Origin of the sequence: Sediminicola sp. YIK13, from assembly GCF_001430825.1 — a bacterium.
GTDB lineage: Bacteria > Bacteroidota > Bacteroidia > Flavobacteriales > Flavobacteriaceae > Sediminicola.
The window spans coordinates 799,052-815,181 of record NZ_CP010535.1 but is presented as its reverse complement, the minus strand read 5'-3'; the positions used below and the strand labels follow the sequence as shown (position 1 = coordinate 815,181).

The window sequence follows — 16,130 nt, the reverse complement described above, 5'->3', positions numbered from 1 at the left end:
ATATGTCCCCCAAACCTTTTAATTTAAGTGCTATTCTACTGTGCGTTTTTGCCATTATTCTTGGTATGGGCAGCAGTAAAGGTCAACATTTGAATACACTGACCGCCACTTTGGATGGGGCAAAGAAAGATATTTACATAGAACAACAGTTCGTTTACGTCAACGATTCCAATGATTCTTTACCCAATTTGTTCTTTAACGACTGGCCTCAAGCTTACGCCGATAAAAATACGGCCCTGGCCAAAAGATTTGCGGAAGAGTTTAAAAAAGGACTGCACTTGGCCAAATCCCATGAAAGGGGATCCACCAATATCATTAGTGTGGTCGATGATCACTACAGTGGTGTGACTTGGGAGAGAACACGCCAAAAAGATATTATTAAATTTTCATTGAACGAACCACTTGCCCCAAAGGATTCAATCAAAATCTTTATTACCTACAGGGTAAAACTTCCTCCGAATAAATATACCCCCTTCGGTTACGACAATAAAAATAAATACTATTTAAAGGATTGGTATCTAACACCAGCAGTCTATTCCGATGGCAAATGGTCCTTGTATTCGAATAAGAATTTGGAAGATCTCTTTACAGGTATAACCAACACCAATATTACTTTCAATTATTCCAAGAGTTTGTTTTTGGCCAGTAATTTTACCGAAGTCAGCACCACCAACACTGCTTTTTTAAAACAAACATTTTTAGAGGGCATCAATACAAAAAGTGCAGAGATAATCATTACTCCTACCAAAACATTTACCAAGCACATCACGCCAACACTCACGATACTTACAGATTTGGAAGCCCCAAAATACGATCCAATATCCAAAGGCCTATCAATTAATAAAGTCGCCCAATTTATTACGGACAATTTAGGGGAATACCCACATCAACAGCTTTTGGTCAGTAATATCGATAATCAAAAAAATCCACTTTACGGTCTTAATCAGTTACCTTCCTTCGTTACCCCATATGAAGACCAATTCCAGTTTGAAATGGAATTTCTAAAAACAGCCCTAAACAGCTTTTTAAGGGAAACCCTCTTCTTTGATACCAGAAAGGATAGATGGGTCAATGATGCATTGGTCAATTATCTTATGATTAATTATGTGGAAACCTATTACGAAGACCAAAAATTACTTGGCAAATTATCCAACCTCTGGGGTCTGAGAAGTTTTCATCTTGCCAAAATGGACTTTAATGAGCAATATTCTTTCCTACATATGCTCACCGCAAGAAAGAACTTGGACCAGTCTTTGAGAACCGCAAACGATTCCCTAATAAAATTCAATCAAAAAATTGCTAATAGATATAAGGCAGGCCTTGGTTTAGCTTATTTGTCGGAGTATATCGGGCAAGACAAAGTAGCCAAAAGTATTTCGGAATTCTATGAAAACTACAAGCTCAAGCCGGTTAGACCAGAGGATTTTGTAGGTATTCTGGAAGGTTCCACTGAAAAGGATATAAGGTGGTTTGATAAGGAATATGTCTCCTCTAGCAAAAGAATAGATTACAACATCAGTAATGTCTTCAAGACTGATGATTCGTTGGCTATTACCTTAAAAAACAAGGGAGGGACCAATGTACCCATTTCACTTTTCGGGATAAGAAAGGATTCTGTTGTTTCCAAATATTGGTTCTCAGATATTGCAGAAAGTAAAACATTTACAATTCCAAGACAAGGTGAGGATCGCCTAGTGTTGAACTATGACCAAAAAATTCCAGAGTTCAATCAAAGGGATAATTGGAAATCATTAAACGGCTTTTTTTCAAGCAATAAAAAGTTGAAGTTTCAATTTTTTAAGGATACCGAAGACCCATATTACAATCAGATATTTTATGTGCCAGTAATGGGGTTTAATATCTATGACGGACTTACCCCTGGGATGCGTATTCACAACAAAACACTTTTGGAGCGGCCATTTATATTTGATTTTGCGCCTTCATACGCTTTAAAAGAACAGGCCATGGTAGGCTATGGTAAATTTAACTTTAGAAAATACTACCAAGACAAAAATATGTTCGTGGCCAATTATGCCATAGGCGGCTCTTCCTTTCATTTCGCTGAAAATTCAAGATACACTACCATCACCCCTTCGGTCAGTTTTGGTTGGAGACCGGACAACCTAATATCGAATAAAAGGGAATACCTGACATTTAGGTATGTAAATGTATTTAGGATTATTGATGAAAACCAAGATATAAACACCGACCCTGATTACAATGTATTGAATGCCAGGTATATAAATTCCAACAATGGGGTAATCGATTTTGTATCCTGGTTTGTGGACGCGCAACACTCCAGCGATTTTTCAAAGGTGGCCTTCAATCTGGAGTACAGAAAGCTTTTCGAAAACAACCGCCAATTGAACTTACGATTTTTCGCAGGTAAATTTTTAAGGAACCGGACCAATTCTGATTTTTTCAGTTTTGCTTTGGACAGACCTACAGATTATCTTTTTGACTATAACTACTTGGGGCGTTCAGAGGATAGCGGAATCTATAGTCAACAGATCATTATAGCCGAAGGAGGATTTAAATCGAAATTGGAAAATCCCTTTTCCAATGATTGGATAGCCACGACCAATGCAAGTGTTAATCTTTGGCGGTGGATAGAGCTCTATGGAGACGTTGGCTTTATCAAGAACAAAGGTTTCAAGGAGCGCTTCGTTTATGATTCCGGGGTGCGCTTAAACTTGGTGACGGACTATTTTGAGCTTTATTTCCCATTATATTCCAATAATGGTTGGGAGGTATCACAGCCCAATTATGATGAAAAAATCAGGTTTATTGTAACCTTGAGTCCAAAGACCCTTCTAGGGCTTTTCAATAGAAAATGGTTTTAAAATATTGACATATTCTCATCTTATTGTCATTTTTTTTAAATTATTAATAATTAACCAATTTACAATTACGGAATATTTAATAACTTATTAATAAATAAGATGTAACGTAAATTGCAAAAATCACTCTATTTTGATATTTTTGTGCAAAATCATCACCCAATAATGAAAGTAGACTCAAAAACTAGCAATGATATTTCTTTTGAAGATTTCAGGAATCAAATCTTACACGATTATCAAATAGCAGTACTTAGTAGGGAATGCAGTATTCTTGGACGAAGGGAAGTTTTGACCGGAAAAGCCAAGTTTGGAATCTTTGGGGATGGTAAGGAGCTACCCCAGTTGGCCATGGCAAGGTCCTTTGAGGATGGTGATTTTAGAAGTGGATATTATAGAGATCAAACATTTATGATGGCTTTGGATCTTTTAACGCCCAAAGCTTTTTTTCATGGACTATATGCCACTACCGATGTGGAAAAGGAGCCCATGAGCGCAGGTAGACAGATGGGAGGTCATTTTACGACCCATAGCTTACATGCCGATGGTACATGGAAAGACTTAACTGCCCAAAAAAACAGTAGTGCAGACATATCCCCCACCGCAGCTCAAATGCCCAGACTTTTGGGATTGGCGCAAGCTTCAAAAATTTATAGAAACGTCAAAGGGATAGATACCACAAATTTTTCGAAAAAAGGGAATGAAGTAGCTTGGGGCACTATTGGAAATGCCAGTACCAGTGAAGGTCATTTTTTTGAGACCATCAACGCCGCCGGAGTATTACAGGTACCCATGGTGATAAGTATCTGGGACGATAAATATGGGATTTCAGTCCCTGCCAAACACCAGACCACAAAAGAAAATATTTCTGAAATTTTAAAAGGTTTCCAAAGAGACGAGCACAATAAAGGATATGAAATAATAAAAGTCAATGGATGGGACTACACGGCTCTTATACATGCATATGAGAATGCTGCGGACATCGCCAGAGAAGAACACGTACCTGTTCTTATCCATGTAAAAGAACTCACACAACCTCAGGGGCACTCTACTTCTGGATCACATGAAAGATATAAAAGTGAGCAGAGATTGGCATGGGAAGTTGAAAATGACTGCAACAAGCGTTTCAGGGAATGGATCCTAGAAAATAATATCACAACAGAGGATGAGTTATTGGCCATTGAAAAAGCAGCTAAAAAGGAAGTAAGGACTGCCAAAAAAGAAGCATGGAGTGAATTTTTGGACCCTCACAAGAAAGCGAAGAAAACATTGGTCGCCTTATTGGAAAATACTGCAAAAAGCAGCCCCAACAAGACCTTTATCTCAAAAATCATCAATGACCTAATAGCCATTGAGGAACCTTCTAAAAAGGACTTGGCCTCTAAGGGCAGAAAAGCACTTAGATACCTTATTGGGGAAAACTCCGCCCCTAAAAAGGAATTACTGCAATGGATTGAGAATTTCATGCGTGACATGCAGCCCCATTATAGTTCACACCTGTACAGTGAACTGTCCAATAATGCGACTAGAGTTAAAGAAATTAAGCCAACCTATGACGCGCAGCCTGAACATGTTGACGGACGCGTTATTCTTAGGGACAATTTTGATAAGTTGTTCGAAGCCCATCCTGAAGCACTTATATTTGGTGAGGACAGCGGTGCAATTGGAGATGTAAATCAAGGTTTGGAAGGTCTTCAAAAAAAATATGGAGAACTTCGTGTCGCTGATACAGGAATTCGCGAGGCAACAATTATTGGCCAGGGAATTGGACTTGCCCTAAGGGGTTTGAGGCCCATAGCTGAAATACAATATTTGGATTACATACTATACGGGCTGCAATTGCTTAGCGATGATCTTGCAACGCTGCATTACAGAACCGTCGGTAAACAAAAAGCACCGCTGATCGTAAGAACTCGTGGACACCGATTGGAAGGTATTTGGCATTCCGGCTCGCAAATGGGAGCATTGATCCATCTACTGCGAGGTATGTACATTCTAACGCCGAGAAACATGACCAAGGCAGCTGGATTTTACAACACCTTAATGAAAAGTGACGAACCTGGACTAATCATCGAAAGTTTAAATGGATATCGTTTAAAAGAAGCTATTCCAAACAACCTTGGGGAAATTTGTACCCCTATAGGAGTTGTGGAGACGGTTAAAGAAGGGACAGACCTGACCATTGTTTCTTATGGCTCTACACTTAGGATCGTTTTAAAAGTGGCTCAAGAACTTAAAGAAGTGGGGATAGATGTGGAAGTTATAGATGCACAAAGTCTTTTGCCATTTGATATTCATCACGATGTTCTTAAAAGTGTTCAAAAAACAAATCGATTATTGGTGATAGACGAGGATGTTCCCGGAGGATGCTCAGCCTATTTGATTCAGGAAATAGTGGAAAAACAAGGAGCTTACCAATTTTTGGATAGCGCTCCCCAAACCATAACTGCCAAGGCTCATAGACCAGCGTATGCCACTGATGGGGATTATTTCTCGAAACCAAATGCAGAGGATATTTTTGAAAAAATTTACAGTATCATGCATGAATGCAATCCGGCCGATTTTCCAAAATTGAGATAACAGTTACATTATATAATTAGAAAAACCTGCCGACCTTGGCAGGTTTTTTTTTGCGTTACTCAAGATTAAAACTGAGAAACCAGCGCCCTATTAAACCATTACTTTTGATGATTGATGTAACGTTTACAATTAAAAATGGCAATCGTACTTGCGGAAATAAAGAAAATGTTCTTATAATTGCAATTACACAATCAGTCATTTTTTCTGAGAGTTGAAATATTTAAAAATAATTATATACTTTTATACAACTCAAATCTTAAATAATAATGAAAAGTTCCCTAACCACCGATGTAGGATTGTTGCTTTTACGTGTTGTACCATCCACATTGATGATTACCCATGGATACCCGAAATTTCAAAAATTGATAAGTGGAGATTTTGAGTTCGCTGATCCGATCGGGCTTGGTGCAGCTCCCTCCCTATTCTTAACGGTCATTGCTGAATTTATCTGTCCTGTTCTTATGATCATTGGATTTAAAACCAGGTGGGCCGCCTTACCTCCTGCCTTTGCGATGTTCGTGGCAACTTTTATCGTTCATATTTCAGATGCGTTGGGCAGAAAAGAATTGGCCATTATGTACCTTGGCTTCTTTGTGATCATTATGCTATTGGGACCTGGGAGGTATAGTGCCGACGGGAAATAATCAAATAATTTTCACCAAAAGCTCTTTTAAAAGGTCGGCTTGAGACAAGCTGGCCCCACCCACACCTTTACCTTTAAGATCCATTTCACGTAAATAGGATATTACTTGACTTACCTTTTTCATTGGATAATTTCTTGCAGCTGTTTGATATTCTTTCACAAAATATGGGTTGATGCCTAAAGTACTTGCTATATTTTTTGAAGAGTGATCGGACATGCCGTGATATTGGAGCAATTGTGAGAAGAAATTATGCAGTAATGTAACCGTCACCACAAAGGGGTTGTCCTTTGGATTCTGTGCAAAATAATGGATAATACGGGTTGCTTTTAGAATATCCCGCTCCCCTATTGCCTTTTTAAGTTCAAAATTATTAAAATCCTTGCTGATACCTATGTGTTCCTCAATGGCAGCAGGAGAAATTTCAATGTCTTTGGGAATTACCAATTGGAGTTTCTCCAATTCATTGTTTATCTTACTTAGATCGGTACCCAAGTATTCCACTAATAATATGGCTGCCTTTGGAGATATGGAATATCCTTTGCCCTGGAGCACCATTCGTATCCAATCAGAAACCTGATTGTCGTACAGCTTTTTACTTTCAAATAAAACCCCGGATTTTTGTATGCTCTTGTATATTTTTTTGCGCTTGTCCAGCTTTCCATATTTATAACAAAATACCAGGACCGTGGAGGGCTGGGGGTTGTCTGCATAACTCAACAGATTTTCTATGGTACGCGATAGATGTTGGGCTTCCTTCACGATGATCACCTGTTTTTCCGCCATCATTGGATATCGCTTTGCATTGCTGACAATCTCGTCTATGGTCACCTCTTTTCCATACATTACCATCTGGTTGAATCCTCGCTCCTCTTCGGTAAGTACACTTTTTTCGATATACTCGGCAATCTTATCTATATAATAGGACTCCTCCCCCATTAAAAAATAAATGGGTTTTATATTTCCACTTTTAATATCCGAGACTATCTGTTTTACTTCCTTCATCCAAAAAAAATCATCAAATTTGCCCTATGCAACCACTGAACTTTCCGGCATATGACTTTCGCTTCAAAAATAGCGAAAATAAAGTCCAGATATTTGATGTTATACGCAAAAAATTTGTGGCATTACAGCCCGAGGAATGGGTTCGGCAGCATGTGGTACATCACCTTCTCTCTGACAAAAATTACCCAAAAAGTCTGATCAACGTTGAAAAGCAAGTGAAATTGAATTCCATGATCAAAAGATATGATGTGGTGGTATACAATTCTGATGCCTCCATTGAAATATTAGTGGAATGCAAAGCTCCTGAAATAAAGATCACACAAACAGTTTTTGATCAGATTGCCCGCTACAACATGCAGTTGAAGGCCAATTACTTAATGGTTACCAATGGGCAGGACCACTTTTATTGCAAAATGGACCTACAGGAAGAAAAATATACTTTTTTACAGCATATTCCTGATTTTAGCCGTTAATTTGTGGGCTTTGGAAAGTACCAGTATTTGGTTGGCAAGAAATGTATCTGCCATATAACTTAAATAAATGAGGTGCCGCACTAGGATCGGCATGGACATGAATGTCAAGAATAGCAATTGTCATACTTAACTGGAACGGAGAAGCTCTATTGGAACAATTCCTCCCTTCTGTTACTCAATACTCTATAGGGGCGGACATATATGTAGCCGACAATGCATCTACAGATAACTCTATAGCTTTCATCAAAGAACAGTATCCAGATATAAGGATAATCCAAAACGATATAAATGGGGGGTTTGCCAAAGGCTACAATGATGCCCTAAAATTTGTAGATGCGGAAATTCTCTGTTTGCTGAACTCTGATGTCGAAGTTTCCCCGAACTGGCTCCAACCTATTCTAAAGACCTTTGAAGAATTGCCAGATGCTGCAATTCTACAACCAAAGATCCTGGATTACAAAAATAAGGACTATTTTGAATATGCAGGTGCTGCAGGTGGATTTATAGATCAATTGGGATATCCTTTTTGTAGGGGGCGAATCTTTCAGGCCTTGGAAAAAGATGAACATCAATATGATGATCTCAAGGAAATATTCTGGGCTACAGGGGCGTGTATGTTTATTAAAAATAAGGTGTTTCAAGAATTAGGTGGATTTGATGAGGATTATTTTGCCCATCAGGAGGAAGTTGACCTATGTTGGAGGGCAAAAAATAAGGGTTATAAGGTATATTACGTAGGTACTTCACATGTTTACCATCTCGGAGGATCTACATTGAGCAATATGAACCCTAAGAAAACCTATTTAAATTTCAGAAACTCTTTGTTCTCCATCACCAAAAATCTACCGCGAAAAAAGGCCTTTCCAATTATCTTCTTTCGACTATTATTGGACGGAGTGGCCGGGTTGCGCTTTATTTTTCAATTGAAATTCAAGCATTGTTGGGCCATATTAAGGGCTCATCTAAGTTTTTACCGGCAATTTGGCAAAATGTACAAAAAGCGGGAAAAAAGCAACTTTCTTAAGAAATACTACACTACGAGATCCATAGTCTGGTCACATTTCGTATATCAAGTACGAAAATTTAACACTTTAGTAAAAAATTAACTAAATGGCCTATCCAAGCGCTAGGTTTTTATATAATTTTGGCCTAAATAAAGAGAATAAAAAAAATTAATCAGAACTAAAAACAAAGTAACAATTATGAAAAAAATACTAGTAGGATGTTTAGGGGTAGCTTTATTGTTATCTTCATGTGTTTCTCAAAAGAAATACTCCGATTTAGAAGCAAAGCAGAAAGAAACTCAAGACTTATTAAACTCTGCTACCGTTAAATTAAACGGATGTTTAGAGGAAAAAGCTTCTGCAACTTCAAGAATGAAGACTTTGGAAGACCAGAATGCATTCCTTAAAGCAAACAATCAGGATTTGATCAATAACATGGGCAACCTAACTACATTAACTAGCAAAGGTGCCGATAACTTAGAGAAATCTTTGGAAAGCCTGAAAGAAAAAGACCTTACCATTAGAAAATTGAACGATGCTATTACAAGAAGAGATTCTGTAAACTTGGCTTTGGTACAAAGTTTAAAAGGTGTTCTTGGCAACTTGGATGATGAGGATATCGAAATCAGTGTTGAAAAAGGTGTTGTTTTTGTTTCTATTTCTGACAAATTATTGTTCAGCAGTGGTAGCTACAATGTAACTAGCAGAGCTAAAGAAGTTTTGGGCAAAGTTGCTAAAGTAGTAAACAACAAGCCAGATTTCGAATTTATGGTTGAGGGTCATACTGATACTGTGCCTTACAGCAGTGGAGTTCTTTTGGACAACTGGGATCTAAGTGTGAAGAGAGCAACAGCTGTTGTTCGTATACTGCAAAAAGATTTTGGAGTTAACCCAGCTCGTATGACTGCAGCAGGTAGAGGTGAATATGTACCTGTATCTTCTACTGATAAAGCTAAAAACAGAAGAACAAGAATTGTAGTTCTTCCTAAAATTGACCAATTCTACAGTATGATCGAAGAAGGAATGAAAGATCCTAAGATCAACAATTAAGAATTGTTTTTATAATATTAAAAAGCCGCAACTTTTGTTGCGGCTTTTTTTATGCCTTTAATATATCAATAAAATAGTGTTTGCTATTGAAGTTTAGAGAATGTCCAAGCTCCCCTTTCCTTCCCTGATCACTTGGGGTTCACCGTCGGATAAGTCTATAATAGTGGAGGCAACATTATCCCCATAACCACCATCTATAACAATATCTACAAGATTATCCCATTTTTCCAAAATCAGTTCTGGATCTGTGGTATATTCCAAAAGCTCGTCCTCATCTCGTATAGAAGTAGATACAATGGGATTACCCAGTGCCTCGACCAAGGCCTTGGCTATGGAATTATCTGGCACTCTTATACCTACAGTTTTCTTCTTTTTAAATTCCTTGGGAAGATTGTTATTTCCCGGAAGAATGAAAGTATAAGGCCCAGGAAGGGCCCTTTTTAAAATTTTAAATGTTGCAGTATCAATTTGACGCACATAATCTGACAGGTTGCTAAGATCCGCACATATAAAGGAAAAATTGGCTTTGTCCAGCTTAATACCTTTAATTCTTGCTATCTTTTCTAGCGCTCTCGTGTTCGTTATGTCACAACCCAAACCATAGACCGTATCTGTTGGGTAAATGACCAAACCTCCTTTTCTAAGAACATCAACTACTTTCTTGATTTCTTTAGGGTTCGGATTTTCCGGATATATTTTTATAAATTCTGCCATTTTTCCACCTATTTTTTTTAAGACAGGACCTCCAATTTAGCGAAACGGAGCAGAAGTTTCTTAATATCTCCTTTATCAAACTTTATTTCTGCCTTCTTATCGTTGCCTATTCCTTCTATTTTTAAAACAGTCCCTCTCCCAAAACGGGTATGGTTGACCAAAGATCCTTCCCCTAAATTAGGGTCAACCTCATTGGTGTTTCCAACAGGTGTGGCCAATTCTGGCTTTAGTTTACGCAACTTCCTAAGTTGGTTTTCATTTGGTTTATGGCTAGTGGGAGGAGTACCAGCTTGTGGTTTTATTTGTCTTAATTTGCTCTTGTCAACATCTCCAAAAATATCGGAATTGATAAAAGATTTGTAACGGTAATTGTCTGCTGGGGTCAGGTTCTCCACGTATTGTTCATCTATCTCCTCCAAAAACCTACTAGGTTCCGCATCCACAAGTTTCCCCCAGCGATACCTGCTCTGCGTATAGGTCAGGTAGGCTTGTTTCTCAGCCCTTGTTAGAGCAACATAGAACAAACGTCTCTCTTCCTCCAGTTCGCTTCTGGTGTTCATACTCATGGCCGATGGAAAAAGGTCTTCCTCCATCCCAACGATATACACATAAGGAAATTCGAGACCTTTGGCCATATGCACGGTCATCAGCGCTACCCTATCCTCATCTGCAGTATCTTTATCCAAATCTGTTGCTAGGGCAACGTCTTCCATAAATTCCCCCAAGTTCCCAGTGGCATCGGCTACTTCCTTTTGGCCTTCCACGAAATCCTTCATTCCGTTGAGCAATTCCTCAATATTTTCCATTTTGGCGATTCCCTCAGGGGTACCGTCCTTCTTAAACTCCAATAGCAGTCCAGTCTTTTTGGCTACGTGTTCGGCAATGGCAAAAGCATCATAGGTCTCATTGGTGATCTGAAAACTCTTGATCATGGTGACAAAATCCTCTAATTTTCGTCTTGTTCCCGAATTGATCTTAAGATCAATTTTATCGAGGTTTTCCATGACCTCAAAAATAGAACGACCATAATGGTTGGCGGCAACCAGTAACTTGTCCATGGTGCTTTGGCCTATTCCCCTTGCCGGGAAATTAATGACCCGTTTTAATGCTTCTTCGTCCTTGGGATTTAAGACCAGTCTCAAATAAGAAAGTACGTCCTTGATCTCCTTGCGTTGATAAAATGAAAGTCCGCCATAAATCCTGTAAGGTATATCGCGTTTCCGTAACCCGTCCTCTATTGAACGAGATTGGGAATTGGTCCTGTATAGCACAGCAAAACTTCCATTGAGCAGTTGTTCTTGCATCCGGTGTTCAAAAATGGACTCTGCCACAAATCTTCCTTCCTCTGCATCGGTGGTACTTCGGTGCAATTTGATCATTGCACCATCATCATTGGCTGTCCAGACCACCTTTTCCAACTGTTTGGTATTCTTAGCTATGATTGAGTTGGCGGCATTTACAATATTTTTTGTAGAACGGTAATTCTGCTCTAATCGATACATGGCAACATTCTCGTAATCCTTTTGAAAGTTGAGAATGTTATTGATATTGGCGCCACGGAATGAATAGATACTCTGGGCATCATCCCCAACCACACAGATGTTCTGAAAACGGTCCGAAAGTGCCTTAACGATCAAATATTGTGAATGGTTGGTATCCTGGTACTCATCCACCAAGATATATTTAAACCTGTTCTGATACTTCATTAATACCTCTGGAAACCTGGTGAGCAGTTCATTGGTCTTCAATAACAGGTCATCAAAATCCATAGCCCCCGCCTTAAAGCAACGATCCACGTAATTCTTGTAGATTTCCCCGGTCCTTGGACGTTTTGTCATGGCATCGGCCTCAACCAAATCTGGATTGTTGAAATAGGCCTTTACGGTAATTAGACTATTCTTATAGGAAGAAATCCTATTTTGTACTTGTTTGTATTTATAGATATCCTTGTCCAGTCCCATTTCCTTTATAATGGAGGCAATGAGGCGTTGGGAATCTTGTGTATCGTAAATGGTAAAGTTACTAGGGTAGCCCAATTTGTCTGCCTCAAAACGCAGGAGTTTGGCAAAAACGGAATGGAAGGTTCCCATCCATAGATTTTTGGCCTCGGAACTCCCTACAATTTCGGCAATACGTTTCTTCATTTCCCGTGCCGCTTTATTGGTAAAGGTCAAAGCCAAAATATTGAAGGAATCAACCCCTTGATCCATCAAATAAGCAATACGGTATGTCAATACCCTTGTTTTTCCCGAACCGGCTCCAGCAATTACCATTAATGCACCATCCTTGTGCAGAACTGGCGCTTTTTGGGCCTCATTCAGAACTTTTAAATATTTTTCCAATGTATTTTGGTTTAATTCCTAAGGAACTGTGAAATTAACTATAAATAACTTTATCCTAAAATCATACTTTATTTATTATGAACATTAACAGGGTGTCTTCTGATTTTTAAATATATTTAGGCTCTTAACATCGCCCATGAAAAAAATATTGATTTCAACTTTTTGTTTAGTGCTTTTCACTTCATTCAATAACACATTTGCCCAAACCAAAAATGCAGGACCCATCATTGAGGAATTCGGCAAAGTATTCCGAGTGGAAAATCCGGATGTAAAAGTGGATATCGAAAAAGAATTCAAAGTAGTTTTTGATGTGACCGGTAGTTCTGAGGATATGGGCGAACTTAATCTGTCTATCGAAACAGCAGCCCGATTTTTGAATATGCACGCCCAAGCCGGGGTACCTAAAGACCAGTTAAAAGTGGCTTTGGTAGTTCATAGTAAGGCAGGTAAAGACCTCTTGAATAATGCTGCCTATCAATCGAGATATAAAGTTGATAATCCAAATTTATATTTGGTCAAGACACTATTGGATGCCAATGTTCAGGTGATTTTATGCGGTCAATCAGCAGCGTCACGAGGTTTTGAAAGAACAGAACTGATCCCTGGGGTCCAAATCTCACTTTCGGCCATGACGGCCTTGATACAGCTCAATGGGGAAGGCTACACAATTTTAAAATTATAATTAAACACCATATGAAAAACAAAGCATTTTTAGGACTTATCCTATTTGGGGCGATGGCTTCCGCACAAGGGCCTAATTTGGACGCCCAATATAAGTCCGTTGAAAACAAGGTAATAGAATGGAGAAGGGACTTCCACCAACATCCAGAATTATCGAACCGTGAATACAAAACAGCCGAAAAAATAGCTGCCCACCTTAAATCCTTGGGTATAGAAGTACAAACAGGTGTTGCCAAAACTGGGGTGGTAGGTATCCTCAAAGGAAATTTACCAGGAAAAGTAGTGGCACTGAGAGCGGACATCGATGCTCTCCCTGTAGTTGAAAGAAACGACCTCCCCTATAAGTCTACAGTTACCGCCGAGTTCTTGGGAGAAAAGGTTGGGGTAATGCATGCCTGTGGACATGATACGCATACTGCTATTTTAATGGGGGTTGCAGAAGTACTTTCCAAAAACAAGGATCAGATTAGAGGAACTGTAAAGTTCATTTTTCAACCTGCCGAAGAGGGTGCACCCCCGGGAGAGGAAGGCGGCGCTTCTTTGATGATCAAGGAAGGAGTTATGGAAAACCCAAAGGTAGATGCCATATTTGGGTTACATATCAATTCTGCCACTCCTGTTGGAACCATCCGCTATAAATCCGGTGGTACCATGGCAGCGGCACAACGCTTTGTAATCAACGTAAAAGGAAAACAGAGCCATGGATCACAACCATGGTCTGGCGTAGATCCTATAGTTATCAGTGCTAAAATAATAGACGGATTACAAACCATCATAAGCAGGGAAGCCGAGCTCACCAAAGAAGCCGCGGTTATTACGGTTGGTAAAATAAACAGTGGAGTGCGTTTTAATATCATACCGGAAAGTGCGGAAATGATAGGAACCATCCGTACCTTGGATTATGACATGCAGGCATTGATCAACAGACGTATGAAAGAAATGGTTCCTACATTGGCGAAGGCCTATGGAGGGGATGCTACCATAGAAATAACCAACAGTACAGAGATTACCTTTAACGACCCTGACCTGGTAGCACAGATGCTGCCAACGATGGAGAAAGTCGCCGGTGCTGAAAATGTGCTACCCCAAAAGGCGGTTACCGGAGCCGAGGATTTTTCCTATTTCCAAAAAGTAGTCCCTGGGTTTTACTTCTTTTTAGGTGGGATGACCCCCGGAAATAAGGATGCCTTCCCTCATCATACACCCGATTTTAAAATAGATGATAGTGGTCTTCTTTTGGGCGTAAAAACCCTTACTCAAATGAGTTTGGACTACCTAAATGCTGCCGCGAAATAAAATTCTTAAATATTAGATTTAGGCGCTACTTTTGTGGCGCCTAAATTTTTAAATTAAATATCCAAATGAATAAGATTTACATCTCTTTTTTATTTCTTCTTTCGACCACATTTATACTAAGTGCCCAGAATAAGAAGGAGTTACGAGCAGAAATAGAAAGCTTAAAAGCAACCCTGTCCACCACCCAATCTGCCCTATCCGAATCAAGAAAAAATGAAAATGTAAGCTTGGCGCGGGCAGAATCGTTTGAGGCTCAATTGGAGGATCTCCAGAAAACCAACGCCCAATTATTGAAAAATATGAGCACGTTTATGGAGGCTTCTACCCAAAAAACTGATAATATAGGCCGTGCATTGGAATCGCTTAGGGAAAAGGAAGCGAAATTAAAGACCATTAACGAAACGACGAAGGCCAACGATTCTATCGCGTTAATGCTTTTAACCGATTTTAAAAAAACCCTGGGGGAAGAAGCGGCAATAACTGTGGAAAATGGAGCTGTGTCCATCAAGTTGGATAAGGTTCTTTTTTTTGGTTCCAATGCCACTAATGCCAAACTCGCCATAGATGCCACTCCCATGATTAAAAAATTGGCTTCTGTACTTAAGGCCCATAGATCCATGAATATTTCGGTGGAAGGCACTTCAATTTCAGGTGCTGGTTTGGATATGGCAACACGACAGGCAGGAGCACTGGTAGAAGTTTTTACCACTACCTATCAAATTGTACCAGAAAGAATACGTGCAGTAGGTAAAATTGGTTCCTCAGATGCTCTTTTCATAAAGGTCCATCCGAATTTTGACACCTTTTATCTAATGGTCCGCACTGATATGAAGCACAAATAAAAGTTCAAACACTTAAAGTAATACTATAGGCTTAGCAACTGTTTTTGATTCAAAAAGGCTGATTGATATACTAATTTAAATTTTACTCCGTTCTTTAACTGAAACAAAAATTACCCCGATTAATCGGACCAAATAAACCAACTATGACAGGAGACCAAATTTATCAGATGTTTGCCTATTTATTACCCGCAATCGTAACAGGAGCCGTGGCTTTTTATTTTTTCAGATTGCATACCAAGAATGAAGAAGGGCGCAGAAGATATTTGTTGCACAAGGATTCCCAGAAAAACACTTTACCTATACGCCTACAGGCCTATGAGCGTATGGCCTTGTTCTTGGAGCGTATTTCCATACCAAGCCTTGTAGTTAGGGTGAAGCCCCTGTCCACCAATAAGATGGATTATGAAAATTTATTGATCAAGAATATAGAAAATGAATTTGAGCACAACCTGTCCCAACAAATATATCTTTCGGATGAGTGTTGGAGCGTTATAAAAGCCTCTAAGAATGCTACCATAAAAGCTATTAGAAGCGCAGCGATGAGTCAGGCTGATACCTCAGACAAACTAAGGGAGGATATCCTGAACGAGACCATGGACAAGCAATCACCATCGGCAACTGCTTTGGCCTATGTCAAAAAAGAAATAAGCGAACTTTGGTAGATC

At 39.2% G+C, this 16,130-nt stretch carries 13 protein-coding genes; 10 read left to right on the top strand and 3 right to left on the bottom strand.

The window, feature by feature from the left end; genetic code table 11:
- Positions 1–2 precede the first annotated feature (2 nt).
- From SB49_RS03580 to SB49_RS03570, 3 genes are all read left to right on the top strand, one after another.
- A complete protein-coding gene (locus SB49_RS03580; protein ID WP_062053920.1) occupies positions 3–2,843 on the top strand; it encodes a hypothetical protein in 2,841 nt (946 codons plus the stop codon).
- A gap of 162 nt (positions 2,844–3,005) precedes the next feature.
- On the top strand, positions 3,006–5,417 hold the full coding sequence (locus SB49_RS03575; RefSeq protein ID WP_062053918.1) for an alpha-ketoacid dehydrogenase subunit alpha/beta: 2,412 nt from the start codon (positions 3,006–3,008) through the stop codon (positions 5,415–5,417).
- Between the two features lie 266 nt (positions 5,418–5,683).
- Positions 5,684–6,061 carry a DoxX family protein gene (locus SB49_RS03570; protein WP_062053916.1) on the top strand — a complete coding sequence of 126 codons (378 nt, stop codon included), beginning with the start codon at positions 5,684–5,686 and terminating at the stop codon, positions 6,059–6,061.
- Here SB49_RS03570 and holA read toward each other — a convergent pair whose 3' ends face one another.
- Positions 6,062–7,063, bottom strand: coding sequence for a DNA polymerase III subunit delta (gene holA / locus SB49_RS03565; protein WP_062053914.1), 1,002 nt, complete (start codon positions 7,061–7,063; stop codon positions 6,062–6,064).
- A 26-nt stretch (positions 7,064–7,089) separates the two neighbouring features.
- Between holA and SB49_RS03560 the strand changes: the two genes are divergently transcribed.
- From SB49_RS03560 to SB49_RS03550, 3 genes are all read left to right on the top strand, one after another.
- Positions 7,090–7,536, top strand: coding sequence for a type I restriction enzyme HsdR N-terminal domain-containing protein (locus tag SB49_RS03560; RefSeq protein WP_062053912.1), 447 nt, complete (start codon positions 7,090–7,092; stop codon positions 7,534–7,536).
- Positions 7,537–7,637: 101 nt separating this feature from the next.
- On the top strand, positions 7,638–8,642 hold the full coding sequence (locus SB49_RS03555; RefSeq protein ID WP_062053909.1) for a glycosyltransferase family 2 protein: 1,005 nt from the start codon (positions 7,638–7,640) through the stop codon (positions 8,640–8,642).
- Between the two features lie 96 nt (positions 8,643–8,738).
- Positions 8,739–9,590, top strand: a complete 852-nt coding sequence (locus tag SB49_RS03550; protein WP_062053907.1) for an OmpA family protein — start codon at positions 8,739–8,741, stop codon at positions 9,588–9,590.
- Between the two features lie 93 nt (positions 9,591–9,683).
- Here the strand turns inward: SB49_RS03550 and SB49_RS03545 are convergent, their stop codons facing one another.
- Positions 9,684–10,304, bottom strand: a complete 621-nt coding sequence (locus SB49_RS03545) for an L-threonylcarbamoyladenylate synthase (RefSeq protein ID WP_062053905.1) — start codon at positions 10,302–10,304, stop codon at positions 9,684–9,686.
- Between the two features lie 17 nt (positions 10,305–10,321).
- Positions 10,322–12,646, bottom strand: a complete 2,325-nt coding sequence (locus tag SB49_RS03540; RefSeq protein WP_062053903.1) for an ATP-dependent helicase — start codon at positions 12,644–12,646, stop codon at positions 10,322–10,324.
- A gap of 136 nt (positions 12,647–12,782) precedes the next feature.
- Here SB49_RS03540 and SB49_RS03535 point away from each other — a divergent pair, with 136 nt between their 5' ends.
- The 4 genes from SB49_RS03535 (at position 12,783) to SB49_RS03520 (ending at position 16,127) form a co-directional block, all read left to right on the top strand.
- Positions 12,783–13,328 (top strand): DsrE family protein, encoded by a 546-nt coding sequence (locus tag SB49_RS03535; protein ID WP_062053901.1) that lies wholly within the window; start codon positions 12,783–12,785, stop codon positions 13,326–13,328.
- An 11-nt stretch (positions 13,329–13,339) separates the two neighbouring features.
- The gene (locus SB49_RS03530) at positions 13,340–14,623 is read left to right on the top strand and encodes an amidohydrolase (protein WP_062053899.1); all 1,284 of its coding nucleotides are present in this window, start codon (positions 13,340–13,342) and stop codon (positions 14,621–14,623) included.
- Positions 14,624–14,688: 65 nt separating this feature from the next.
- A complete protein-coding gene (locus SB49_RS03525) occupies positions 14,689–15,465 on the top strand; it encodes a hypothetical protein (RefSeq protein ID WP_062053898.1) in 777 nt (258 codons plus the stop codon).
- A 143-nt stretch (positions 15,466–15,608) separates the two neighbouring features.
- Positions 15,609–16,127, top strand: a complete 519-nt coding sequence (locus SB49_RS03520; RefSeq protein WP_062053896.1) for a DUF7935 family protein — start codon at positions 15,609–15,611, stop codon at positions 16,125–16,127.
- The last annotated feature ends 3 nt before the right edge of the window (positions 16,128–16,130 follow it).